This window comes from Marinomonas sp. S3726, assembly GCF_000967665.1.
Taxonomy (GTDB): Bacteria; Pseudomonadota; Gammaproteobacteria; order Pseudomonadales; family Marinomonadaceae; genus Marinomonas.
The window spans coordinates 13,304-39,371 of the sequence record NZ_JXYC01000022.1 but is presented as its reverse complement, the minus strand read 5'-3'; the positions used below and the strand labels follow the sequence as shown (position 1 = coordinate 39,371).

25 protein-coding genes are annotated in these 26,068 nt (G+C 40.3%); 16 read left to right on the top strand and 9 right to left on the bottom strand.

Annotated elements, in window-relative coordinates; all coding sequences use genetic code 11:
- The first annotated feature begins 136 nt into the window (after positions 1-136).
- The 4 genes from TW85_RS16830 to TW85_RS16815 are packed head-to-tail and all read left to right on the top strand — an operon-like array spanning position 137 to position 4,608.
- Positions 137-1,165 (top strand): AfsA-related hotdog domain-containing protein, encoded by a 1,029-nt coding sequence (locus tag TW85_RS16830; protein ID WP_046018300.1) that lies wholly within the window; start codon positions 137-139, stop codon positions 1,163-1,165.
- Positions 1,166-1,175: 10 nt separating this feature from the next.
- Positions 1,176-1,847, top strand: coding sequence for an HAD family phosphatase (locus TW85_RS16825; RefSeq protein WP_046018299.1), 672 nt, complete (start codon positions 1,176-1,178; stop codon positions 1,845-1,847).
- Positions 1,828-3,036, top strand: a complete 1,209-nt coding sequence (locus TW85_RS16820; protein ID WP_046018298.1) for a cytochrome P450 — start codon at positions 1,828-1,830, stop codon at positions 3,034-3,036. The genes TW85_RS16825 and TW85_RS16820 overlap by 20 nt, the downstream gene beginning before the upstream one ends.
- Before the next feature lie 18 nt (positions 3,037-3,054).
- Positions 3,055-4,608, top strand: coding sequence for an MFS transporter (locus TW85_RS16815; RefSeq protein ID WP_046018297.1), 1,554 nt, complete (start codon positions 3,055-3,057; stop codon positions 4,606-4,608).
- A 115-nt stretch (positions 4,609-4,723) separates the two neighbouring features.
- Here TW85_RS16815 and TW85_RS16810 read toward each other — a convergent pair whose 3' ends face one another.
- From TW85_RS16810 to TW85_RS16800, 3 genes are all read right to left on the bottom strand, one after another.
- A complete protein-coding gene (locus tag TW85_RS16810; RefSeq protein ID WP_046018296.1) occupies positions 4,724-5,737 on the bottom strand; it encodes a kelch repeat-containing protein in 1,014 nt (337 codons plus the stop codon).
- 111 nt (positions 5,738-5,848) lie between these two features.
- Positions 5,849-6,790: an NADP-dependent oxidoreductase gene (locus tag TW85_RS16805; RefSeq protein ID WP_046018295.1), complete on the bottom strand. Its 942-nt coding sequence runs from the start codon at positions 6,788-6,790 to the stop codon at positions 5,849-5,851.
- 15 nt (positions 6,791-6,805) lie between these two features.
- Positions 6,806-7,432: an antibiotic biosynthesis monooxygenase gene (locus tag TW85_RS16800; RefSeq protein WP_046018294.1), complete on the bottom strand. Its 627-nt coding sequence runs from the start codon at positions 7,430-7,432 to the stop codon at positions 6,806-6,808.
- Between the two features lie 181 nt (positions 7,433-7,613).
- Between TW85_RS16800 and TW85_RS16795 the strand changes: the two genes are divergently transcribed.
- Complete coding sequence (locus TW85_RS16795) at positions 7,614-8,531, top strand: LysR family transcriptional regulator (RefSeq protein ID WP_046018293.1); 918 nt, start codon at positions 7,614-7,616, stop codon at positions 8,529-8,531.
- A gap of 52 nt (positions 8,532-8,583) precedes the next feature.
- Here TW85_RS16795 and TW85_RS16790 read toward each other — a convergent pair whose 3' ends face one another.
- A complete protein-coding gene (locus TW85_RS16790) occupies positions 8,584-9,723 on the bottom strand; it encodes an L-dopachrome tautomerase-related protein (protein ID WP_046018292.1) in 1,140 nt (379 codons plus the stop codon).
- Positions 9,724-10,016: 293 nt separating this feature from the next.
- Between TW85_RS16790 and TW85_RS16785 the strand changes: the two genes are divergently transcribed.
- From TW85_RS16785 to TW85_RS16775, 3 genes are all read left to right on the top strand, one after another.
- Positions 10,017-10,511: a hypothetical protein gene (locus TW85_RS16785; RefSeq protein ID WP_046018291.1), complete on the top strand. Its 495-nt coding sequence runs from the start codon at positions 10,017-10,019 to the stop codon at positions 10,509-10,511.
- A 12-nt stretch (positions 10,512-10,523) separates the two neighbouring features.
- The gene (locus TW85_RS16780; protein WP_046018290.1) at positions 10,524-12,158 is read left to right on the top strand and encodes an ABC transporter ATP-binding protein; all 1,635 of its coding nucleotides are present in this window, start codon (positions 10,524-10,526) and stop codon (positions 12,156-12,158) included.
- Positions 12,159-12,378: 220 nt separating this feature from the next.
- Positions 12,379-13,500, top strand: a complete 1,122-nt coding sequence (locus TW85_RS16775) for a hypothetical protein (protein ID WP_046018289.1) — start codon at positions 12,379-12,381, stop codon at positions 13,498-13,500.
- 113 nt (positions 13,501-13,613) lie between these two features.
- Here the strand turns inward: TW85_RS16775 and TW85_RS16770 are convergent, their stop codons facing one another.
- Entirely contained in the window at positions 13,614-14,153 is a 540-nt protein-coding gene (locus tag TW85_RS16770; RefSeq protein ID WP_046018288.1) for a porin family protein, read from the bottom strand.
- A gap of 423 nt (positions 14,154-14,576) precedes the next feature.
- Between TW85_RS16770 and TW85_RS16765 the strand changes: the two genes are divergently transcribed.
- The 6 genes from TW85_RS16765 to TW85_RS16740 all read left to right on the top strand — a co-directional run bounded on the left by TW85_RS16765 (position 14,577) and on the right by TW85_RS16740 (position 20,019).
- A complete protein-coding gene (locus TW85_RS16765; RefSeq protein ID WP_046018287.1) occupies positions 14,577-15,719 on the top strand; it encodes a hypothetical protein in 1,143 nt (380 codons plus the stop codon).
- 29 nt (positions 15,720-15,748) lie between these two features.
- On the top strand, positions 15,749-17,020 hold the full coding sequence (locus TW85_RS16760) for an MAC/perforin domain-containing protein (RefSeq protein ID WP_046018286.1): 1,272 nt from the start codon (positions 15,749-15,751) through the stop codon (positions 17,018-17,020).
- A gap of 201 nt (positions 17,021-17,221) precedes the next feature.
- On the top strand, positions 17,222-18,400 hold the full coding sequence (locus tag TW85_RS16755) for a pepsin-like aspartic protease (protein ID WP_046018285.1): 1,179 nt from the start codon (positions 17,222-17,224) through the stop codon (positions 18,398-18,400).
- A 61-nt stretch (positions 18,401-18,461) separates the two neighbouring features.
- Entirely contained in the window at positions 18,462-18,770 is a 309-nt protein-coding gene (locus TW85_RS16750) for a DUF6482 family protein (protein WP_046018284.1), read from the top strand.
- A 146-nt stretch (positions 18,771-18,916) separates the two neighbouring features.
- Positions 18,917-19,468, top strand: coding sequence for a Crp/Fnr family transcriptional regulator (locus tag TW85_RS16745; RefSeq protein ID WP_052702264.1), 552 nt, complete (start codon positions 18,917-18,919; stop codon positions 19,466-19,468).
- A 65-nt stretch (positions 19,469-19,533) separates the two neighbouring features.
- Positions 19,534-20,019: a DUF1772 domain-containing protein gene (locus TW85_RS16740; protein ID WP_046018283.1), complete on the top strand. Its 486-nt coding sequence runs from the start codon at positions 19,534-19,536 to the stop codon at positions 20,017-20,019.
- 168 nt (positions 20,020-20,187) lie between these two features.
- On the opposite strand, the gene TW85_RS25610 is transcribed toward TW85_RS16740, so the two are convergent.
- Together TW85_RS25610 and TW85_RS16730 are read right to left on the bottom strand one after the other, a co-directional pair.
- Positions 20,188-20,628, bottom strand: a complete 441-nt coding sequence (locus TW85_RS25610; RefSeq protein WP_052702263.1) for a cupin domain-containing protein — start codon at positions 20,626-20,628, stop codon at positions 20,188-20,190.
- A gap of 14 nt (positions 20,629-20,642) precedes the next feature.
- A complete protein-coding gene (locus TW85_RS16730; RefSeq protein WP_046018282.1) occupies positions 20,643-21,071 on the bottom strand; it encodes a carboxymuconolactone decarboxylase family protein in 429 nt (142 codons plus the stop codon).
- 130 nt (positions 21,072-21,201) lie between these two features.
- Between TW85_RS16730 and TW85_RS16725 the strand changes: the two genes are divergently transcribed.
- On the top strand, positions 21,202-22,095 hold the full coding sequence (locus TW85_RS16725; protein WP_046018281.1) for a LysR family transcriptional regulator: 894 nt from the start codon (positions 21,202-21,204) through the stop codon (positions 22,093-22,095).
- Between the two features lie 69 nt (positions 22,096-22,164).
- On the opposite strand, the gene TW85_RS16720 is transcribed toward TW85_RS16725, so the two are convergent.
- Together TW85_RS16720 and TW85_RS16715 are read right to left on the bottom strand one after the other, a co-directional pair.
- Positions 22,165-23,112 carry a substrate-binding domain-containing protein gene (locus tag TW85_RS16720; RefSeq protein ID WP_052702262.1) on the bottom strand — a complete coding sequence of 316 codons (948 nt, stop codon included), beginning with the start codon at positions 23,110-23,112 and terminating at the stop codon, positions 22,165-22,167.
- 324 nt (positions 23,113-23,436) lie between these two features.
- Positions 23,437-24,558: an FAD-dependent monooxygenase gene (locus TW85_RS16715; RefSeq protein ID WP_046018280.1), complete on the bottom strand. Its 1,122-nt coding sequence runs from the start codon at positions 24,556-24,558 to the stop codon at positions 23,437-23,439.
- A 356-nt stretch (positions 24,559-24,914) separates the two neighbouring features.
- Between TW85_RS16715 and TW85_RS16710 the strand changes: the two genes are divergently transcribed.
- Positions 24,915-26,063: a Na/Pi symporter gene (locus tag TW85_RS16710; protein WP_046018279.1), complete on the top strand. Its 1,149-nt coding sequence runs from the start codon at positions 24,915-24,917 to the stop codon at positions 26,061-26,063.
- Positions 26,064-26,068: the final 5 nt, after the last annotated feature.

The following is a 26,068-nucleotide window of genomic DNA, read 5'->3' as shown; positions in this document are numbered from 1 at the left end:
ATAAGGTTCGACAAAAATCGAACGTTTAATTTTATTGATACGTATTCATTTTTTATAAACGTATTATTATTTTCTTACCATTCTAGTGAGAAAATTTCTTCCTGTCATGGATTACAACTAATAAGAGGGAACTAAAATGGAAATTCAGAGCAATGCAATTTGTTCAAAACTTGGTCAGATCGAAGCAAACGCCATTCTTAAAGAGCTTAACCACTCTGAATGCTCTTTCGGCCATACAGTAAACAAAAAGCTTGTTCACAGAGCAGCAGTAAGTGAAGTATTCCTTACGGATGTTAAGAGTACTGCTGACGATAAGTTCTATACTGGTGCGCACTTACCAAGAACACATTCGTACTACAATGATGTTCCAGGCAAAACCCATTATGAAAATATTGCTCTGTTAGAGGTTTGTAGACAGTCTTCTATCATCATTGCTCATAATTTTTATGAGGTGCCACTCAATGCTAAATTTATTTTCAATGAAGCAAAATTTCATATCAAAAATAATAAAGCCTTATCAGTCAAAGCCACTCCTTCCTTTGTATTGACAGAGGTAGATGTCATTTCCAAAGAATTTAGAGGTGATAATTTAAGTGGTCTAACCTATGAAATGCGAATCTATGTAGATGGCTGCCTTGCTGCTACCAAATTAATGAATATTTCATGGATGCCTGTACCAATTTGGAACAAGGTAAGAAGTAAAGGTTTAAAGTTTGTCGAAAACTTCTCAGAAATCACCTATTCACCAAGTCCAGCTAAACTTGAACTTAAAAGTCTACTAGGTAGAGAAAACACTGATAATCTTGTTTTACATCTAGTTGAAGAGATAAATAATCAATTTACAGCAAAGCTTCATGTGAATGATACCCACCCAGCCATGTTCGATCACCCTCTCGATCATGTTCCAGGTATGCTTTTGATTGAAGCGTTCAGACAAATGTCATTTTACTCAATTCAAAAGAAATATGGTTTAAGTCACAGCGATGTGTACATGAAAGACTGTGATATCGAATTCACTAAATTTACCGAACTTAAAATTGATTCGGCCTGCCATCTAAATGAAATTTCAGTCGACGAGGCATCAAATGAAATTTCACTCCTGCTATCAACAACACAAAATAACGCTATTACAGCGAAATGCCACGTAAGAATTGCTCGAAAATAAGGATATACCAATGACCTATAAAGTGATTTGGTTCGATTTTGGTGGCGTTTTATCGCCACCAATTGATGAACTTTTCAATATATATCAGACCCGCACAGGGATTCCCGCTGCGGCATTAAAGGACGTCATGACACAAGTAGCGACGGATATGGGCTTAGCCATGCTATCTCCCATAGAAAACGCCTTGATTAGTGAAGCTGAATGGGGGGCAGCATTAAGGCAGTGTTTGCATACTCACTACCCAAATATAGATACCTCAAAAGCCAAATTAGAAAATTTTGGTGAACAATGGTTTAGCAATGTAAGCCCTAATCAAGACATGGTGGATGAATTTATCCGCCTAAAAGAAGCTGGTTACCAAGTCGGTATTTTGACCAACAATGTCGTTGAATGGGAGCCTTACTGGAAAGCAATGTTAGGGCTTGATGACATAGCCGATTTCATTATTGACTCGTGCAAAGAAAGACGCCGTAAACCAGAACCCGAATTTTTCTATCTAGCAGAAAAACAAACAGGCTATGCGCCCTCACAAATGCTACTCATTGACGACCTCAAGATAAATTGTGAAGCAGCATCATCAAGGGGATGGGGGACAGTGCATTTCAAGGAAACAGAACAAGCACTTTTAGATCTAAAGAAACAATTAAATTCAGGGAAGAAAGATGAGTATCGAGTTGCATAGTAAGTTAAATAGTATCAATGACCTTCCTAAATATGATGCTAAGCCCGCTTATTCAGTTATTGAGAAAGCGACCTATAAAAAACATGGCTTGATTCGTATTTTAAGTGGGCATGAAACCCATCATGTGATCAATTACCAAGACGTAAAAAAAGTATTACTCGATAAAACATGTGTAAGAGGCCCCTCTAATACGGAAGGTGGTCCAAGTATTTTGCCGACATTGACGCCAAAAGATTTGTTACTAAATCTCGACTTTCCCGATCATTCACGTATGAAACAGTTTATTTCTAAAGACTATAGTCGCAGTGGTTTAAGCTGGCTTGAGCTCTTTATTGATGAAATAACCAATATCTGTATCGACGATATGCTCAATAAAGATAATCAGGATTTATTCAAAGATGTTTTAGACAAGGTATCTGTTACAGCAAATTGTAAATTATTAGGCATCCACACAGATGATATTGCTTACTTTAGAGGCCTAGCTAAAACAGTACAGATTGCAGATAAAAATGATGTTGATAATTTAGTCCAACAGTTTACCGACTTATATACCTACTTGATGGAACATGTCACAGGTGTCAGGGAGCATGCTGATGAAGGTTTAATTCAAAAATTTATTAACGAGAGGGACAAGAGTACACCAAGCTTAACTGACGATGAAATTGTGTCCATCTTACTTGGCTCTCTTCTTGGAGGAGATCAAAACACGTTAACTGTCATGACAAAAGTCTTGTATGCCGCTCTATATCTCCCTGATGTTTGGCATGACATGGTCACTCAGCCTGAACTGAGGGAAGCTTATATTGAGGAGTTTTTAAGATTAACCAACCTTGGCAACGCATCAACCTTTCCTCGCATCACCACTCAAGATGTAGAGTTATCATCAGGCACTATTCCAGCAGGCTCGGTGATATATGCTGATGTTTTCCTAGCGAACCGTGATCCAAGTGTGTTTAGTGATCCTTTAAGCATCAATCCTAATCGTACTGGACCTTCACACCTGCAATTTGGCTATGGCATGCACCATTGTATGGGAAGAGAGCTCGCCAAAATGGAAATCAGTACTGTACTTAAGGTGCTCTCCCAACGCCTACCAAATATGACGCTAAATACAGATCCTGAAAACATAATCTGGTCTGAGGGCATTATTTTAAGACGCCCAGATAGCCTACCTATCGTTATTAACTAAATTCGGATATCTAATAAAATGAGTGATACAAAGCAACCAAGCGCCTTTTTAATACTCTTTGCAGTACTATTGGCCGTATTTGTCGTACCAAGCTCTATCTCAGGCACGGCAATCGCATTACCTTATATCAGTGAGGATATTCAATCAGACCTTGCCAGCTTACAATGGGTGGTTAATGCCTTTAATCTAACATTCGCGTGTTTTACCCTAATTTGGGGCAAAATATCCGATGTTTGGGGTAAAAAGCGATCTTTCTTTATTGGCGCTTTTATTTATACCTTAGCGTCTGCAGGGTCTGCCCTATCAACAGATGCTTTAATGCTAGATATATTTAGAGCACTGGCAGGTGTTGGTGGTGCCGCCATTTTTGCATGTGGTAGTGCAATATTTATTCACGCATTTGAAGGTGATGCAAGAACTAAAGCCTTTGCCCTATTTGGTACAACAGCAGGCCTTGGGATTACCTTAGGCCCGACTATTTCAGGTATTCTTCTTGATTCGATTGGTTGGCAGGCAATCTTTTTCATGCATGCTGCCGCCCTCTTCTTGGTTTTAATTGTCAGTGTCAAAATACCAGCAGATCAGACTCAAGGTGGCTCTTTTGCTCAGATAGACCTGATTGGCTCCTTCTTGTTCATTTCAAGTATGTTTTTGCTAATGCTAGCACTCTCAAAAGGTTATGACTGGGGCTGGAGAAGCCAATCCATCATACTGAGTTTCGCTGGCAGCGCCGCATGTTTCTTAGGGTTTATCTTACGAATTAGAATCGCAACATTCCCAGTATTAAGCCTTGAATTAATTAAAAACCATAAATTTTTAGGCTTGATCTTGGTACCTGTTGTAGCAAGTTTCACCTTTGTTACTCTGTTAACTTACTTCCCAACTTTTTTAACTGGCTCAATGCAGTTTACTGCATCTAAAGCAGGCTTAATCATGCTGTTTCTAACCGCACCCGTTTTGGTTTTCCCTCTGCTTGCGGGCAAATTATCGGCGAAAGGCGTCAGCACAAACTTACTCATGTACTTAAGTATTATCAGCATGTTAATTGGTGCTGTAGCGCTTATTTTTGCAGTGCAAAACCATATTTCTATCATCACAATAGCCTTTGCTTTGATACTGATTGGTATAGGTATGGGGATGTCAGCAGGTCTTGTGGATGGCCAAGCTCTAAGCAGTGTCAATGAAAGCGATGTTGGTATGGCAGCAGGTTTACTTAATACCTTCAGACTTGGTAGTGAGGCAATTGGGGTTGCTATTTATGGATCATTATTAAGCTCTCTTGTTAGCAATATGGTGCCTATACAACTTAAAGAGCACATCGTTTTGAACACAGACAGTTGGGTTAATGCGATTTCCTCAGGCAACTTTATGAGTATGTTACCCCAAGGGAAAACTGATCAAGCTGGCATATTTGAAACCATGTCTAGCATCTATAACAGCGCTTTTGTTACGACGAATATCGCACTAACAGGTATGGCGCTTATTGCCTCTATCTTGGTTGTTTTTCTTCTTAGTAAAGAAAGGAGAGAAAAGAAGAAACAAGCAATCCAAGAGAAAGCTTACAACCTTTAGTAAAGTACATTTATAAAGGCTAAAGGAAAAAAAGAGAGGCCTAGATGCTAAGCCTCTCTTTTTGTTTGTTATACCCTATCTAAGGTTTATTCGTTTGTTATACCCTATCTAAGGTTTATTCATTCGTATCAGGTGTAAAGGCTTGATTCATATTAACCGCATTCAAAGAAGGCGCAGTACTACCACCAAATACATAGATCTCCTTTCCAACACTGGCTGCGGCTAATCCATGTCTGGCTGTAGGCATAGCTTCAACTTCCCCCCAAACATCTGTTTTTGGATCATACACCCAAGTACGATTAAAAATCACTTCATTTGGAAACCACTGCTCACCACCAAAGGCATACAGTTTGTCATCCATGACAGCTACTGCAAGGCCAGCCTGAGCTAGAGGCATTGCGGCTTTAATCTGCCATTTATCTGTTTCTGGATCATATACTTCTAGAGTATTAAGGTTGTTAAGCCTGAGTTTACCCTCTGGATCATGTTGATTTTGACGACCACCCACAACATAAATTTTGCCATTAATCACCCCAGCTGCCGCACTGTTTCTTGGTGTTGGTGCATCAGCTAAACGAGTCCAAGTATTCGTCTTTGGGTCATAAACTTGTGTCAGCTTTGTTTCCACATAATCATCTATATGTTTGGTATTAGGCGTTTCAGCTAATCGTCCACCTATAATATAAATTTTATCTTTAACAACCGCACTAACATGCTCACCACGAGGTGTTGGCATATCACCTGCAGATGCCCATACATCAAGCTTAGGGTCATATACAAAGATAGAAGACTGCACCTGCCAATCTGGTAAAGCACCATAAAAGCCACCCATGGCATACACCTTTCCCTGCACACTAGACAAAGTAATATGATGACGCTTTGCTGGCAGTGGTGATAACAGCTGCCAAACATCATTTTTAGCATCGTAAGCACTAAATTGGTCAGTAAACGTATTCTTGCTGCCAACAAAACCACCTGCCACATAAACTTTGCCATCCAAGGTATCCGTATAGATTTCTTGGACCGCTGTTGGCATAGGCGCCACATTACGCCAATCAGCAAAAGATGGTGTTGCCAAACTAACCGCAACACTCGTACAAAGGGCTAAAGCCAAGGTATGTAAGCGCATCGCCTATATCCTCTAAATGTAATTTCTATTGAGATAATTGTTCGTTAAGCTCAATGAGTGGCTAATAACACTTAGCCACTCACAAAAGCGTTAAGACAGACTAAGTAATGGCTAAAGCGTGACTATCACTTTACCAACACTACGACCAGCTTCGATTGATGTATGCGCTTCACCCAGTTTTTCAAATGCAAAGGTTTGAGACACATGAGGCTTAATGGCACCGCTTTCTAACCAGCTACTTAAAAGTTTCATATCCTCGCCATTAGATTGAACCAACAATTTATCGATAGAAACCTTTAGCGCATCAGCTTTTGCCTGCAAATCAGCTGGAATCTCCATCAGCGTGATAGAAACCAATCGACCGCCTTTACCAAGAACCGTTAGCGATTTTTCTGCCGTCTCTGCAGAGACAGTATCAAAAACAAGATTCATATCTGATACGGCCTCTTCAAATGCTTGAGTACGGTAATCAATATACTCATCTGCACCTAAAGACATAACAAAATCGAGATTTTTGCTTGAACTCGTTGATACGACATAAGCACCCATTTTTTTAGCGATCTGAACAGCAAAGTGTCCAACTCCACCAGAACCTGCATGTATGAGTACCTTATCTCCTGGAGAAACACGGCCCTTAAGTGCTTGCAATGCCGTTAGTGCTGCCAAGGTTGTTGCTGCTGCTTGAGTGAAACTGGTGCCTTTTGGAATTGCAGCAAGGTGAGACTCTGGTGCAGCCACGTATTCGGCATAAGCTTTACCATGGCCAGGAAAATTAACCATACCAAATACCTTGTCACCAATTTGATACTGGCTAACTTTATCGCCAACCGCGACAACAGTCCCTGCGATATCCCAACCCAAAACAATAGGACGCTCTGGGCTAATCAACATATTTAGACCTTCATTTGAGTATTTCACCTTGGTATCAGCAGGGTTAATACTGATTGCCTGGTTTTCAACTAGGACTTCATTATCTTTCAATTCAGGTTTAGCGATATCTTTAAGGATAAGGTTTTCAACGCCACCAGCTTGTTCAAGTAAAATTGCTTTCATTTTGGATGCTCCTTTTTAAGCTAATTGAGTTACAAAGTTCATGTATTGCTGCATATCACCTATCACGCTCTGTTCCATTAATTGGCCGGTGGTGACTGCATAAGGCTGATGGAAGTGAATGTCCCAAACATCTGATTCTTGACGCCAGTGCTCATAAACTACCAAGGTGTCTTCTTGGCCTTGCACTTCATAAAGGTCAAACAACAAACAACCTGCTTCACGACGAGTTTGTTTAATGTGCTCTTCAAACTGAGTTAATAACGCCGCTCTGTTTTCCAACGAAATTTTAAAAATGAAAAAGATATTAAATTTCGGATCAGAGTCATCTGCTTTAATCGGAGTAACAGGCGCTGGCTGAGTATCCGTTAAGTGAAAGCACTCTGTTGGTACCGCCAAAGCTTCTTGCTCTAATTCGTTTAAAACTTTGCGGTGAATAAGTGTTTGGTGATGATCAAGTGAGACTTCATCTTCCCAACGGGTATAAATGAAGAAAATATTAGGGTCAGTATTATCTTGATAAAGACGTGCAGCTAGATTGCCTGCTTCCTTTAGGGTTAAGGCTTGCGCCTCTAATAACGCTTGTGAAACGGCATCTTTAAATTCTGGTTTAGCAGTAAATTTTTCAACTTGTGTAGCAGGCATGATACTTACTCCTAGTAAATGTCTGTGCATTGATTAAGTAAGATGCATATTAATAAGTTTGATTTTTAGTATCATCTAGCTAAATTAGGAATTATATTCCTTAAATTTGGGATAATATTTTCATTTAGCTGTCATATCAGGCTAAATTCGACTCATGCTCTCTCTTCAAGCTGGAAACAAGATGAACTTAGATCTGAAAAATTTAGCTCTTTTTTTAAGGGTAGCTGAGCTAGGTAAGATTGGGCGTGCTGGTGAAGAATTCGAGCTTTCTAGTACTAACGCTAGTCAGCGAATTCAACAACTGGAAACCCAGGTAGGAGTAAAACTGTTTCATCGCACCACGCGTACTGTCACACTGACTTATGATGGCGAGGTATTTCGCGAGCATGCTAAACGTATTTTAGATGATGTAGAAGAAGTCTCTAACGTCTTTAAGACAGATAAAAATAAGGTAAAGGGGAAAATTAAAATCAGTGTTTCTTCGTCATATGGTCGAATTTACATCGTGCCCTTTATTCCTGAATTACTAAAACGCTACCCTGATTTAGAGATCGATTTGGATCTCAGCGATAAAAATATCGACCTTGTTGAGCAAGGTTATGATCTTGCCATACGTATTGGAAACCTTACCTCTAACAGTCTATTAGCCAGAAAGCTTGCTGATAACCCAACACTCTTGGTTGCTTCACCTGACTATGTAAAACAGCACGGCATGCCAAAAGAACCAGAAGAGTTAAAACAACACATCTGCCTCCCCTTTGCAAACCTAAACAATTGGACTTTTAAAGATACACATGGAGAGTTGATAGATGTCACGGTAAAAGGCCCTTTAACCATAAATCTTGGTGATGCGATAGGTGATCTTGTAGAGGCAGGTATGGGCATAGGTATGGCCTCATACTGGCACGCTGCTCCCGCAATAAAAGCAGGTAAGGTAGTTCAGATATTACCAGACTTTCCTATCTGCCCAGAAACCAAAATATGGGCGGTCAGGCCAGCAGGTCGCATTATGCCTACTAGAGTAAAAGCCTTTTTAGACTTCATTGAGAAAGTCATTTTTGAAACCAATCAAAAGCGCTATGGCAGTCTAATTAAGTAGTGAGTGATTAAATCAACACAGAGGCCAGAAGCCTCTGTGTTTTTTACAAATACTAGTTTGCTTGATAAGAAAATCGGTACAAGGTGTAAGGGGCTTTCGCATTCCCTAACCCTTGGCTAAAAGCAGGATGCTGATGCAACTGATCTTGTGTCACATAAACATAACCATTACTTAGGGCAAAACTATCTGGCCAAGACAAACGCTTATCTTGTACTAGAACTTGATACTTGCCTTTGGTGGTTAAGCCAACTGCACTGTTTTCAAGGTCTGACACTATGATGCCCTGCTTAGAGTAAGCGATACCATCACTTGGGTTCTTCGGCCCAAAGACTTCGATCTTGCTTTCGATTTGAGAATCAGACAGTGAATTATTCACTAGTGCCATAGCTGGTACACGATAAATTTTAGTGCCAGTAAAAGCACCAAAATAGATCCACTCACTCTCATCATCCATGGCAATTGGGTTTAAACCAAAACGCAGTTTAGTCGTTTTACCCTCTGCTGATTTTGATGCTAATAGAGACGCTTCTATCACAATGTCTCTGTCTTCTGGCATCAAGGTATCCACATTTTCAAGGACACGTTTAGCTTGGCCAGAGGCAATATCGACCACAACAAAGGCAGGTTTAGTTGCTCCAGCAAAGTTTCCAAATGTCATATCAGCAATGATGATTTTCCCGTGTTTTTCATCTATCACAAAATCTTGCAAGAAAGAATTTGCGGCAAGTGCAGAAGCTGGCAGTTCAATATTATGGGATAGTTTATTAAGCACAGTATCCCAAGCGATCAATTTAGCAGGAGACGCTTCGCTGCCCATGTCTAGCATCCATACCACCCCTTTGCTATCTGAATGCACACCAATAACCGCAGATAAACCTACCTTGCCTATCTCTGGACCATCCGCCCAATCTTGCGTAGGAAATGGACGCTTAACCCCATTTGCCATCACTTCGACAACTTTTACCTTAGGACCATCAAGTGGGTGCATACTGATAATGATGCGACCTTCTGGCGTAATTGTAATACCGCCACCACGATAATCTTCAAACTGAGTTACCGCTTCTAACGCACCTATTTTAAGATTGTGTGCTGTATGCGCTTTATCGTTTGAAGCCGCAGACACTCCCATCGATAAAGTGGTACCCATAATAGATAGGCTCAATAAAGTTGCAGATAACTTAACGTTTTTCATGTGAACTCCCGTTTAAATAATTTAATCAAAATAGAAGAAAGCAGTGTCTGCCCCTTCGATAAACGCCATATTAATGGCGGATTAAATCTCTTTAAACAGGATAATAAATGAATCTTTATCTAATAATTTTGGATAACTGTGCATTTACTTAACTAATTAGATGTAATATTTACAGTAATTGAGCTCATATATCAGCATAGAGAAGACAATCACCACCAACAAATGATAACCATTTGCATTTAAGTCTCATTTCCATTTAAATAGCCGTAACGTTTAACTAAAGGTGTGTTTAGATGAGCTTACAAGATTGCTGGACTAACTATTTAACGGCGGAGCAATTACTTGAAGATGGGCACTGGTCTGCTGCTCATCAGATGTTTGATAAGGTGCTTCAACACCTCCCCCAACATATTCAGGATGCCTTAACTGATGAGGATACAAGACCTTGTCAGTTTGCTTGTCTATTAAGGGGCTTAAAAGATGCGAGTGTTTCCCAATCTGAGATTCTGAATCATATGGGTGAGTACGATGCCGCCTTTGATCTGCTTAATCAGTCTTACGCGCTTTTACAGTTTATCTACCTTGAGCCAAATCTATTAGTAAAACACTCTACTCAATCACTAGAGTCGAATAGTGATGATTTACTCAAACATATGACGGCGTTTTGTGCTGCCCACGATGAATCTCATTGGGCTCATGAGCTTCAGCAAGTACAAGAAAGCCACCATCATTTTAGGAACCTCACCCAACACAGAGTAATGAGCGCGCAATCAGTAGCGCTTAATTGATAAGGAAATCTCATGTCACACCCCCCTATTCTTGAGGTCAAAAGCCTCTCTATTAGTTTTGCCTTAACCCAAGGCACATTGGATGCAGTTAAAAATTTAAGCTTTGAACTCTACAAGGGGGAAACCCTAGCGATTGTTGGCGAATCCGGTAGTGGTAAATCGGTTTCAAGTAATGCCCTGATGCAACTTTTACCTAAGAACGCCAGTATCAAGGCAGAGTCTAGTATTGTCTTTGAAGGTGAAGAGATCTTATCCAAATCCGAAAAAGACATGCGTCAGATTCGTGGGGATAAGATTGGCATGATCTTCCAAGAGCCCATGACCTCACTTAACCCTTATTTGAAGGTTGGCACTCAAGTCGCTGAGGCCATGTTATGCCATCGCTCTGTTTCTAAAAAAGTGGCAAAAGCTAAAGTATTAGAACTCTTTAACCTAGTACATCTCCCCTTTCCTGAACAAGCTTATGGTAAATACCCACATGAGTTTTCCGGCGGGCAATTACAACGCATCATGATCGCTATGGCGCTTATCAACGAGCCAGACATCTTGATAGCAGACGAACCTACCACAGCTTTGGATGTGACAGTACAGGCAGAAGTACTAAACCTGATTAAAGAAGTTCAGACTAAAATGGGCATGGCTGTGCTCTTTATCACCCATGATTTAGGTGTGGTCAAACACCTTGCCGATAGAGTTTTAGTCATGTGTAAGGGTGAACTAGTGGAGCAAGGGGAAACAACAAGCCTGTTTGAAAATCCGCAGCTTCCCTATACCAAGATGCTAATCGACTCGACACCAAGAGGCCAAAAGGATGAGCCACCTAAAAATGCAACCGAGTTACTTAAAGCCAACGACATTAAGGTGAAATACCATATCGGCACTCAGCTCATTAGCCGTAAGAAGGAATACTTTGAAGCCGTTAAAGGCCTCTCATTAAATTTAAAACAAGGTGAAACCTTAGGCATAGTGGGTGAATCTGGTTCAGGTAAATCCACCCTAGGCAGAGCCTTAATTGGCTTATTACCATCAAGTGGCCAAATAGAATTTAAAGGCCAAGATGTTAGCAAACTCAGCAAAAAAGACAGATTTGATCTTAAAAAAGATATTCAAGTCGTCTTCCAAGATCCTTATGGTTCCCTTTCACCACGTATGACTGTAGGCGAAATTATCACCGAAGGGCTTACGGTTCATCGCCCTGAATTATCTAAAGCAGAACGCATGCAAAAAGCCCGTAAAGCGTTAGAGGAAGTTCGTTTAGAAGCTCACTCCATCAATCGTTATCCCCATGAGTTTTCGGGAGGGCAAAGGCAACGTATCGCTATTGCCCGCGCTTTGATTCTAGAGCCTTCTTTTATCTTGTTAGATGAACCCACCTCAGCCCTTGATCGATCAGTCCAACTAACAGTCATCGACTTACTGAAGAATATTCAAAAGCAGCACAATATTGGCTTCTTGTTTATCAGCCACGACTTAAGCGTAGTGAAAGCCTTGTCTGACCGAGTAATGGTGATGCAAAAAGGGGAAGTGATGGAAGAAGGCTCAGCTGAAGAGGTTTTCAAGAATCCAAAAAGTAGCTATACCCAAAAACTCATTGCCGCATCTTTTGACCTTGAGCCTAAGATGACGGCAGAAAATCAAGTTGCCTAACAAAAACAAGCGGCAAAAATAGCGAATTTTATCTACTAAACCAACCAAAGAGATAGGTAACACTGGCCTTTACCTCTCTCTTTGGCATCAAATCCCGAGACTCTTTTCTCAAAGAGTTAGCCCTTTCAAATTCTTTATAATAATCCTTAAGCCAAGGCAGCCAGATCAGAAGTGAATGGTATGATGAAATTAGGATATACTTGAATTATAAGGAATTATCATGCCATTTTTTGATACTAAAGGATTAACTTCCCGTGTTCTCGATACCATAGAGGTTATCAGGCAAGAAGACGACAGAGTCGCAACCAAAGCCGTTGAATGGTGTGAGCAAGCCCATATGTACGAGATCATTCGTATTTCCTCCAAGATGCATTTAGGCAAAGGCTTCCTTAGTAATAAAACTCAACGTAAATATAAACGTGCCATCATTTTGATTCGAGCAGCCATCATGCGAGAAGACTTAACTAATGTGATGACGAGCGTGAACAACATACAGAACAGCCAATTAGAGGTTCAATTTAAACGTACCGTTCGTAAATGCCGCTCTTTTGAAAAACTCATCCCGCCATTAATTCAGCAACTTGAAGCTGAAAACTATCGCCTTATCCAAAATGATGCGAAAAAGGCGATGATGGAAATCCAACACAGAGACGCCAGAAGAAAGGTTCAAGTAAAAACCTGTGAAATTTACTCTCCTTTCTACAGTGCAAATAATAAAGATGCCGCTTTATTTCATTGTCTTTACGAGATTAGAACTAAATTATTGCCAGCAAGAAGCCAAAGCCAATCCATACTGTCACACACAGGAAAATTAGACAGGCTGGATGATGGCGGTAATCTCTATATCGTTGGTCATGGTAACTTAGGCAAAGGAATCGGCACCCACGATGACTTTCTTGATGAAACCCAATTAACCCAAGCTTTAATCGCCAGCAACCTCACCAGAGACCCCACTCCCCCAATTAACATTTACCTCTTTGCCTGTTGGACTGCTACCTCAGTTAAAAAAACCTATAAAAGAGGTAAAACAGAGCCCTTCGCCAAACGCTTTGCTAGCAAGCTTGCCAATGCTGGTTTTAACAACATCAGAATCATAGGCTTTGCAGGCTCAGTGAATAAGTTACAACTACAGCAAGAAATCATCTTTAGTAATGGAGACCAACTTGGGCCAAAAGAAAATTTAGGTATTAAAGACAAATTCTGTATTTATGAAGTAGATAATCGTAACTACAAACGTACTTATGGCGTTGACTGGACCACAGATTCAGAATGGAATAGACGACGAGAACGAACCCGTATCATCGTCAGACCAAGAGGTGGGGATGACTCTTTAAACCTTTAAATTTTCTCACTTTAAAAGAGATAAACACTGGGTTGATACAGGCAAAATACTCTAATTGATAGAGTATCCCAGTGTTTAGCATTTAAATGGCTTTGCTGTAGAAAAAGCTATCTCTACATAAAATGATATTTTACATTACCGTTAACCGTGTTAGAGCGAAAGCGAGCGGTGTTAAAATGCTCATACTCGAAGCCCACTGATATATCATTCTCCAAAGTAAATTCATACCCTACCGACAAACTCAATCCTAGGCCGTTCTTTTTTGAGATGCTTTTATCATCATTTTCTAAATCATAACGATAAGCGCCAGCTCCCACTTTCGCATAGATAGCGTAGCTATCATTGATTTTATAAAAGTGTTTAAGCTTTATATAAATCATATCCATTTCTAAATCATCTTTTGATTCGTCTTCATAATTATCCCCCCCTAAATAGCCTGTTTCTAAAAAGCGAGAATGACTAATTTGATGTCCATAATGAATACGATATGGCGCATAAGTATTTGAATCCAACTCAGAGTTATCCGACGCCAGCCAAGCAATACCAAAAGAGCCTTCTACATAATTAGCGGCATAAGAAGTGCTAGAAATAAAGGGTAATAGTGAAGAGACTAAAAGGAAGGAGAAAGTATTTCTTAGAAAAGGACGACCCATATAAAACGTTTCCTTATGTTTTATTAACTGTGGCTATTAAACCGTATTTTATTGAGGCCAGCATAATAGAAAACACATTTAAAAGACATAGTTAAAGATCCCCCTGATAACCTCCATCCATTATAAAGATGCGGCTTAAATCAGTTAAAGAAACTATGTTTAACCAAGGCTAAATTGAATAACAACAAGAAGGTAAATAACTGAAATGCATAATGTTTTGAGATTTTATAGAACGTAATATCACGTAATGTTTTTACCCCATCTTAAAACTACATTTATCTCGTATCTCTCAAGATATGGCTTATCGGTTGTTGGCATTCACCAGCCCACCATAGTCGAGTTAAGAAGGCGACTTGTCTCTATTGAGACCTCAAGGCTGTAGGCCAACTCCCTAATTTTTTATCAACTGAAAAGGATTGTTCAATGTCTCAAAATGTCATTTATTGCTTTAAGGGAGTTGCCGACGGAGATTCGGCAACCTACGAATTCGATGCTAACACTATGTTAAGCAACGTCAGAAGTACTCTTACAGCCAATGGTTTTATGCCTGCAACTGTGACTAACCCTAACGGAGTAGTCACAACTCAATGGCAATTTATAGCAGGAAAAGCAAAACATACGAATCTCAAAGATGCACTAATTGCGCCCAGCGCAGAGCCCTATATTCCACTTAAAGCCATTCTCGGTGGTAATGATAATCGCCTAATTATCACAGACTCAATCGCGACTCATGATCCAGATCTAATAGGCATTGGCACTGAGTGGTTCTTTAATAAATATGTCAGCGTGCAAGTGAGCCTCAATAACTATGACCCTAAAGCTCGAGCACAAAATACTAAAGTAGGCGCATTCCCTCCAATGCAGCTCACCAATGTGGTACCAACCAGCACAAAAATAACAGGGATATACGACAACGTATGCGTTTGTGTTGAAGGTAGCGTTGTCGATATCACGATTAACTCTTGGGGAGCTGCAGGTTTTCAGTTTGCAGCAGGTTCTGAGGCGGGACATCAGGTGGTTCCAGCATCTGGTGATAACACCCTATACCAAGCTTGGCCTAACAATATGAATCGTTACGTGAGTACCACGATTCGTCGTTACTCAGATGTTAAACAAACAATCGAAATTGTTGGGGAAGACTCGGTAGGTATAGGCAAAAACCAAGAAATTCAATATCAAAAATTCACAGTGAAAACTCGTAGACTTACCTCCTTCTCACAAAATGGACATACATATTCAAGTGATAACCAGCCACCACCACTGATTGCTCCAGGCTCTGCCGGTACTAGCTTAGCTGAAACAAATGGTAAACCAACCGACCAACAACTCGCCAACGCCGAAACGGGACTTGAAGTTGTACCGGGACATTCAATCAAACCAGGAACACCGACAGAAGGACCAGCATCTGACCAAAATTGGGGAGCTCCTATTTCTGATCTTGAATTGGACTCTTGGGATAAAGCTCTTGGTGAAGTCGTTATCTACTTCTTTGTATTCAAAAGTCACCAAGACGCAGTGCGAGTTATTAATGGTTATAACGCCCCTAACCCACAAATTTGGTCATGATCAACCCTATTTATAAGGAGTGTAAAAAGATGTCGAATACTCAATTATTAGTAACAGTTAAAAATAGTGATGGGCAACAAGAAGCAATCGAACTTGATGAAAGTAAAACCCTAAGTGTGGCACGAGCGACATTAGGTAGTTTCATGACAGAAGATGATGAGTTTATTGCTGCAACAGGTGCACCAATCCCAATTTCTGAAGAAGGGAACATTGCCTTAAGCCTTGTAATTAGCATGGTAGATGGTAATGCTATTTTGAACATTGGTGTTGCAAGCAAGCATTCTCCTCTTAAGCCTAAAGACGGTGTTGACCGTTGGAACCTGCTTAATCAAGATCAACAAAGAGCAGTACTTAATGATGTTCAAATTTTTCGAGGGCTCACTCTTTCCGAAAAGCTTGGCTTTGGTAAAACCTTTAAAAACCTCTATTCCTGGTCAGAAGATTACCAGCCGGCTGCTAACCTTCCACGGGTGCTAACAGAATTAAAATACACCTATAACTTCTCCGAACAAACAGCAGAAATTACCCGTTTTGGCTCTGATTCTGCTTCTGTTTCAATGTCCTCTCCTTATGGCAGTGCTAGCGCTAACTATAAAAGAGAAACCAACAGCTCAAGCTATAGCGGAAAAGTTACTGAATACTTAAGTGCCCGCTATATTGTGAGAAAGGTAGAGCTTTCTGTAGATAATAATGCCTTTGTCGTCGATCCAGATTTTTTAGCGGCTATTCAAGTTGCCATTAAAGGCCAGCAAGGGGCAAACACGGTATCTGGCGCACAAGCTCTGATCGAAGTGTTAAATGAATGGGGCTGGTATGTACCTCAAGAATTCACTTTAGGCGGCGTATTGTTCTCGTCTACTTCAACTGAGATCACAGAATTTAAAGATGCAGAGAGCGAAAAAGAGCAGTTTGGCGGAAGCTTTAAGGCCGCTTTTGAAGGTATAGGCGGAGGAGCGTCATACGAGCATGCCAGTGGTTCCAGTTCTAAAACAACTAGCACTAATAAATTCACCGATACAAGCATACTTCAAAGCGGCGGTGCGGCTGGCACATCAAATGACTATAGCAAGTGGGCGGAATCTTTAGATAATGCAATCAACTGGAATTTAGCTAGCGCCAGCGGTCTCTACCCAAGCTTAATGTTATTAACTAGCAGCCAAGAAGGCAGACAAGCACTGAATGTTTGCTTGAACTTACTCAGTAATTTTGTTGCTTATCCTACTGTCACATCCATGCAGCCCTATTTGGACTTTACAGATTATGTGACAAAAATTCAGAGTAAATTGAATCCTTTTAGCTAACTATCCCCAAGAGATAACTTACTAGGAGATAACTCACTTTAAGAGAACTAAGCAGCATTGTGTTTTTTCAAACACTTTGCTGCTTTTCTTTTCATATTAGCTCTCTTAGCACTTCTATTAGAGCCTTACTCCATAGAGCGTTTCTAGTTAAAAAACATTTATTCAATAAACAGTTCAAATAATGTAATTAAGGGAAAATCTATGTCAGATAAAACATTCATTAAATGTACTATTACAAATACGTTACGTGAAGGTGATTACACTTGTGTAATGGAGGTAGGTTCTGGCACAGTCAAGGTAAACCTCATTCTAGATACTGGCAGTAGTGTACTGGCGGTTCACAGCCATAAATATAATCCATCAAATGATAGCCATGCTGAATTTACTCATCTTGCCCAAAGTATTTCGTACAATTCTGGCGCTTGGTCCGGTGCGATAATAAAAACCAGCCTTAAAATAGCCTCTTCTAAAAAAGCCCAGCTCGATTCAGCTCCAATTGCTGCTGTAGATTCAACAGAAGGAGACATGTTTGGAGAGGCCGATGGCATTTTAGGGCTAGCTTATCAAAACTTAGATACTGCCTACTTAATGCCAGAACAAACTTGGCCACAAAGCAACACACCAAAACCATTAACTAAAGGAGTTAAAACGACTATTACCCCCTTTTATACACAACTCATAAAGCAAAATTCCCTAGAGAATAAATTTGCTTTTGTGACTCAAAGATCAAGAATTAGCCATGCTTTAGATGATCCTAAAAGTGACCCTCTAAATTCGGGCTATTTTATTATGGGAGCATGTGAGCAATGTACCGACTTATACCAGGGAGAATTCAAAAGCATCAAAATTGTACATGATAAATTCTACAATACGAACCTGCTATCAGTTCAAGTCGGTAACACCAAACCTATTAATATTCCTTCCGTAGAATGGTCACAGCAAACTTCTTCAAACAGCATAGTAGACTCAGGTACAAACAGTATTCTTTTATCACCAGAGGTCTTTCAAGCCTTGGTTACTAAGATCTCCTCTAGCAATTCAGCTGAAAAAGGTTCAACTCTATCCCTCGGAGTTGCCATGATGAATGAATTAGACATAAAGAGCTGGCCAGATCTTACTTTTACCTTTGAGGGTCCTGAAGAAGAAACATCTCTCACCCTAACACCTGAGACCTACTGGCAAGAAAACAATCCAGCAGCGGGTGTCGCTAAATGTGTACTGAAATCCACTGGCGGCCCCACAGTCAACATCTTAGGGCTCCCATTACTCAACAACCATTTTACAATTTTCGATCGTAGTGCCAGTGATGGCTTAGGATTGATACGCTTTGCTGCATTACCAAATAATGCTAGTGCTAAGGTAAATAAATTACAGCCTTAAAGTACAAACGCTATACTAAAACCTTAACTAGGCAAGCGAACCCTTTAGCTTTGGAGTCATGATGAAACTTAGTCAATTAGAGCAATACGCAGAGATAGAAAAGCTTATCTTCAATAGCTTGGACCCTTCTTTATATACGGTTAGCGTCCTTATTTCGGGGGGAGATGATGCTGAAGAGCACATGATTACAGATGAATCTGAAATAAATTTAAAGGGTAACAACGTGCTCAGCTTACAAAAGCAGCTTCGTAAGGTTAAAGCGGCTAAGCATGTAATAAGACACACCAGTGCTTATGATGAAATGATAGGTGGTCCACTCAAAGCAACCAATGAAATGGAAGTGCCCGTTGGAGATAATAGATTGTATTAAGGAAGCTGCGAATAAGTCTTCCCACCTCAGCGAATGGACAAAAGTAGACAAGCCATAAGCTGAGCATTTCAGTTAAAGATAATAAATAGCCATAAAACGTGTAAGATAAAACCTGTCTTAGCATCCAGATTTTAAGGAGTAATTTCTTGGCTCTTGAACCCCTTCCTAATGTTTCTATGAATACCCTTAACAGGTTAAATACGTTGGGCAAAGAAATTGATGCCGTTGCAGGAAGTTGCTTACTTGATGCTTCTCATATTTGGAACAAGGTTACGCTGATTGAATCAGGCGTTGTGAGAATGTTCTATTTAGCCATTGATGGGAAAGAACATAACAAAAACTTCTTTTTTGAAGGCGATATATTCTGGCCTGTCACACCAAGCCTACAAGAAAAAGCAGCAGGGTTTACGATCGAAGCACTCTCTAATGTTAAAGCAATTCAATGGCATATAGATGACTTTAAATCTGCTTTTGAGAGTGAACTTGAATGGCTTAGATTTACTCTATTTTGGTCAGATAAATTGCTTGATAGTAAAATGCAAAGAGAGCAAGAATGGCTGCAGCTTCCAGCCAAAGCACGCTATGAAAACTTGCTTAAAAAACATCCTGACATAGTTCAGAGAGTTCCTGCGCATCATATTGCGAGCTTTTTAGGCATCACCTCTGTCACCCTTTCTCGTCTAAAACACGCTAGCTAATTAACATTTGTTAATGCACACCATTTTAAACCCTAGATAATGAGTGTTTTAAGGAGTGCAAACAGATGCTAACAATAAAACAGCTTAGTGGATTAACGGCTACCGCTTTATTTGGATTAATGGCGGGCTTTTTTGCGACCTATTCGTTTAATGTTAATTACGCGATGTTAGCTGTTGATGCGAGTACCTACGCTGAAGTTCAATCTCTCTTCAACATCAATGTGCGTCATACAGGTTTCTTTTTATGCTTCTTCGGTGCAGGAGCACTTCCCTATTTTTGTGCTGTTTTGAATATCAAAAATAAGAGTATTTTCTATTTTTGGTTACTGCTCGGAACGCTCTACTTAACAGGAATAATTCTTTTCACCAAGTTCGTTAATTTGCCGCTCAATGATTATACCGAATCTTGGACACCTTCAACTTTGCCTTCTGATTGGGAAAACACCCGAGATACTTGGAATCAGGCGAACCTATTCCGATCTCTACTTAGTTTTATTCTCTTCATTAGCGCCTTAGTTCTTCTCATCAAACAAGATAAAACGAATAGCTAATGTCACTGTATGAGCTATTTTCACACCTTGAAAAACCACAAAGCACGGGGGCTGAAGACTATTCTTGAGCAAGTTTACACCCATGATAAATAAAACACTTATCATGGGAATTTCTCTAAATGTCTAAAATGCACTCTAAATTACGCTAAAAGAACTATTTAAAATGAGCTATTTGATAGAAGTACTCAAGGATGTACCTTTTTCACCTATCGACAGAACGAGTATCTTAGCGACCTCATTGTGACTAAGGTTTTCAGTTAACTCATGAACAGAACCTAAAGGTTCTACCCATACATCTCCTTGTTTATAATCCTTGGCTTCACTGCCTTTTAATTTTGACCTAACCCTTCCTTGCAGAACATATACATAGAGCATGCCCTCATGTGTATGCGAGCCAACACGCACCTCTGGCTGTAATTCAACCGTTAAGGTCGTGAGATAGGCTTTCTCAAACTCAGGCAGTGCCAAAATATTTAGCATTTGTCGCTTTACATCATGGACATCACCTTCGTGTGTTAACCCATGATTAGACAAGCTTAACAACGCAATGAGACTAAAGAACTGCGCTGCTTTTCTCCAAACCTTCATAGCTTTCATAAAAAAGCCCATAACTTTCTCCTAATTTAGGCCATAGCCGTTGCCACACCAATGCGATTCCAAGCATTAATCGTCACTATCAGCATAATGAGCTGGGCAATTTCCGAGTTTGAAAGGTATTGCTTTAAAGGTTCATAAATATCATCAGGGACATGTCTACTCGATAACTCAGTGACATGATCTGTCATGGCTAAAATGGCTTTTTCTTTTCCATTAAACAATGCACTTTCTGGCCAAGCCTTCAGCGCTTCAAGCTTCCTCTTTTCAATGCCGAGCTTTTCTGCAGCAGAAGTATGCATCCCGATACAAAAATGACATTGATTAATCAAAGAGGCTCTAAGCCTTACCAGCTCTTGAATATCTTTAGGGAGTGTGGATTGGCCAATAAACTGCTCTAGTTCAAACATGGCTTTATATGCATTTGGTTCAATAGATTGAATATCTACACGAGTCATAGTGTTACCTCAAAAGTGAATGGACAAATTGTTAACTTGTGCTCACTTTAACCAAAGGCGATTAATGCTAGAATAGCCTCAAAAGAACAAGAGTTATTCGTAAATTGCATAAATAGAATGGAACATCTAAATGCTTAAGATTCAGATTGAAGAATTAGAAATGTTGGTAGCAACAGTAAATTGCGGCAACTTTAGTAAGGCTGCCGAAGAGCTTGGGGTAACCGCCTCAGTAGTCAGCCGCACAATCAAGAAGCTGGAAAACAAGCTCAATACGACCCTCTTCAATCGAACTACTCGCAAGACACAATTAACACAAGAAGGCCAATGGCTGTTTAATGAAGCAAGTGCCATGATTGCTCAAGGTCAGAGAGTCGAGTCCCAACTTGGCGAACGTACAGCTGCACCTGCGGGGCGATTAGTGGTTGATGCTGCCACACCTTTTTCGCTGCATGCTATTGCTCCACTTATCGCAGGCTTTAATCAGGAATACCCAGATGTCACTGTGATCATGACTTCGACCGAATCCAATATTGATCTAATTGAACGTAAAGTGGATATTGCTATTCGCATTGGCCATTTAACAGACTCAACCCTTAAAGCACGCAAGCTAGGAGAAACCAGCAGACAACTTTATGCCTCTCCTAGTTATCTTGATAAATACGGGTTGCCTAAGTCCCCAAGCGACTTAAAACAGCATAATTGTTTAGGCTTTGTTAAACCCGATAGGCTTAATGTATGGCCGCTTCAGGATGAAAACAAAAATGCGATACACATAGTGCCTAAAACGTATGCGGACAATGGAGAAACCCTGCGTCAGTTAGCAATACAAGGCTGTGGAATCGCCTGTTTATCAAGATTTACAGTAAACGCAGATGTTCAGGCGGGACACTTACGCCCTATTTTAGAAAGTGACATTCAACCTGAATCCATTCCAATATATGCTGTTTTTTACTCTGATAACGAGGTTAACCCAAGAATGCGCTGTTTCTTGGATTACATCAGTGAACATATTGTTCTTAAATAATAGATGGAAATAATCGTTAATCAGAAAAAATCTGATTTGAAGAAGAGCCAAAATATTGGATCAGGATAATTAATTCTTCAAACCCAACATTTCTTGGATTTTCTTTTGCTTGATATTGCTTGCATCCACAAAGATAACCTCTGCTTCTACAGATGCATCTATGGTTTTACCTAGCCTCGCTGCATGGGCTGTTTTAACACCTTGATAACCCATCAAGAAGGGGTTTTGAATGATAAAACCTTGCATACTCCTTTCTTGAACCGCCTTGATCATAAGGGCATGGCTATCAAAGCCAATAAACTTAACATCCTGCTCTAAACCTAATTGTTTTAAACTCGCCAGCACACTGACACAGGTCGATTCGTTTGGTGTAAACACCCCTTCAAACTCACCTAACCCTTTAAGAAACCTGATAGAGTTAAGTCTGGCTTGGCCTATAGTTGTGCCTAAATAGCCATCAAAGATAAGGCCCAAACCTTTCTCTTTAGCCGCTTTAATAAAGCCCTCTTCACGTAATCGCGTACTGATAACTTTTTGATCCATCCTCAGTAACACAACTCTCTTTTGAGTAGAATCTGCAAGCGCATTCGCCATTTCTAGGCCTGCAAGATAACCCGCTTTAAAGTTATCCGTTTTAATCACACTCACCCGCTCGCCCCCTGTGTCTCTATCAATAAACACAGTAGAAATACCTTTTTCTTTTAGAGATTTCACATCTTTATTTCGATCGGCATTATTAGGCGCTAACACCAAAGCCTCACAACCCATTTCCATCATAGAGTGAATGATTTTAGCTTGAGATTTACTATCTACTTCATCCGCAGCACCTCTTACCAAAACCTTCAATGAAAGCTCCTTCCCGGCGGCTTCAGCCCCTTTTTTTACCTCACCCCAAAAACCATCGCCACCCCCTGCGGTAACCACCCCAATACACTGGGACATAAGCGGAAAAGACATAACTAGAGACACAGAAAATACAGCAGATTTTACAGCACTCAGAAGAGAGGAAGCTCTCATTGACGATATCCTTAAATACGAATCACTCTTTAAACTATAGGACCATTCACCCTCATAAACTGGGGTATTAGGAATAAAAAAGTAATGCATTGTAAATGAGGTTAAGTGACAGCTAGGTAAACAAGAAAATCTCTCCAATTGCTTCTAAAAACACTTATCTCCAAGCATTTCCCGTTGTTAAGGCGGCGTATTGAGTAAAGGGATTTTCTAGGATGGATTGCGAATATTTTTAAAAGGATTTAAATATGTATGAACAAATGGATCTCTATTAAAGACATCCATCCTTTGCTTAAAAGGCCATGGATGTCTAACTCTATACCTCCCCTACTTCGACCGTTTTTGCCAAAACTCACTGTCAGGCCAGCGTTGCTCTAGCTGGTAAATATGGGCTCTATTCCTCAAGTATTGTCGGTAATCCTGCTGAATCATGTCACCATAATTAATTTGAGGTTCAGTACCTTTTAACTTAGCTAGCACGACTTCGGCGGCGAATATGCCATGCTTAATGCCTTTATAGATCCCCTGTGCTGCTATGGGATCAAAACTTGAAGCAGCATCTCCAACAGCAATCCAGTTTTCACCTTCAACCTGCTCTAACAAACCAGAATTAATCATATAGGTGTGATAACTCTCATCGGTTACTTCTATCTCTTGGGCCTTATCGCCTACCCAAAGCGGCTTGGCTAAACGAGTTTTAAACGCATGATAGTTATCTTTTTCGAGCGCCTTTCGCTCTGAAGGATCAGTAATCAGCATACTCATTACTTTTTGATGAGGCATTAACGTGTGATAACACCAACTATTGTTCGTAGCATCTATTCTCACTTGTTTGCCTTTATGGGGCTGCTCAAGCTCGGCAAAATGCACGATTGCAATTAACTTATCATCTAGCGTTTTTTTAACATTTAAGCCTTTAGCAAAGCTTGCCTTACTACCTGTGGCATCAACAACAAAATCAGCTTTAACTGAACGGGTTTCTTGAGAGTCTATTTGCAAGAAAAGCTCGTAAGCAATATGCCCATCTTGCTGACGCCTACTCGTCTCAATAAAACGGGTATCCCAAACGATTTCAGCACCCAATGCCTTGGCCTTATTCACTAAAGCTAAGTCAAAAGAGTGGCGATTAAGTCGCCAAGAGTGGCCATAAGGGTTAACAACCGCATAGTTATAAAGAAGCTCTTTACCTCCCCAGACAGAAGCAAAATCTGGGCAAGGCTCATGACCGCCTTTTGAGAACTCAGACTCAACCCCTAACCTTTGTAATAACACTGAAATATCAGAAGGGACATTCTCCCCTATTCTTTGATGGTCTTTTGAGCGCTGATCGATAAGCAGTATTTTCGCCTTCATATTAGAAGTAAGAAGGTCAGAAGCAATACCTATAGCAGTGGCAAGCCCAGCAGGCCCTCCCCCAATTATCACCACATCATAATGAGTTTGTAGCATACCGAATTGACTCCTTAACCTTACTTAACCTTTAAAAAAAGAATTGATTGGCCAAAAAGAGATTGAGATAACCCTCCTCTTTTTTGCCTAAAAGGCTGATAAATAAATTCTAGCTAACTCATAAAGTGAAATGAGCAAACATTCACTTTTTCATAATCCAGCTCAAGAAAAGGTGAAATAAATTTAATTTATAGGTTTTTATTTGGAGTTTAAGGGTAATAAATTGACGATCAGGCTATTTCTGCAAGCTCCTTTCAGTCAATCCAAAGACATCATTTCTTCACCTAAATGTCACATAAGTGTAAATCGCCACAAATAGAATTCATTTACCATTCATTCTTAGGTAAATAGCTATTATGGAAAATAATCAAGCAGTACTTCCTAACAAAAGCGAGTATCAAAACTACATGCAGTGGGCGATGGTTGCCCTATTAGTTTACCTACTTATCTGTGCTGTTGGCATGATAGGTGGTGGATTTAAAATGGCGGCAGGTGGCCAAGCTAAGGAGCTTTTTGCTTTTGCTAGTAACCCTTTTGCGGGCCTTGTTGTCGGTATTGTTGCAACAGCGCTCATTCAATCATCTTCGACAGTAACCTCTATTATTGTGGGCTTAGTGGCAGGCGGCTTACCCGTTGAGCTGGCTGTGCCTATGGTAATGGGTGCCAATGTTGGGACATCTATTACAAACACAATTGTCTCCTTAGGCCATGTCAGAGCAAAAGAAGAGTTTAAACGGGCCTTTTCAGCTGCCACAGTGCACGACTTCTTTAACCTTTTATCCGTACTTATTTTTCTCCCGATGGAGATTGCCTTTGGCGTATTAGAGAAAATGGGGGCATGGTTATCTGGCTTGTTTTATGGCGCTGGGGATAGCTCAATCAAAAGCCTTAACTTTGTGAAGGCTGCAACCGCACCTGTGGTAAATACCTTTAAGGAAGTGACTCACTCTTTCGGTGATCAAATTGGTGGTATCACCCTGATTATTTTAGGGATAGTGCTTATTTTTATCTCTATCACCATGGTTGGTAAATTACTGAAAAAGCTCATGGTCGGTAAGGCTAAAAACATCATGCATACCGCGATTGGCCGTGGCCCGGTTTCAGGGATAACATCAGGTACATTAGTGACCATTCTTGTTCAATCATCCTCTACAACCACCTCTTTAATGGTACCGCTGGCTGGTTCTGGCGCATTCAAGCTGAAAGACATCTACCCTTTTACCTTAGGCGCAAACATAGGTACCTGTGTGACTGCCGTATTGGCAGCGACTGCAGTAACAGGTAACGCAGAAGCCGCATTACAAATCGCCTTTATCCACCTTACCTATAATATTTTAGGGGTTCTCGTGATCTATGGATTACCTATGTTAAGGGACTTACCTGTTAAAGCGGCAGAGTTATTAGGTGAGACAGCAGCAGAAAATAAATTTGCTGCACTAGGATATATTTTAGCTGTATTTTTTGTTGTACCTGCCGTATGCCTCGGCGTCAGTAGCTTAGCTTAATAAAG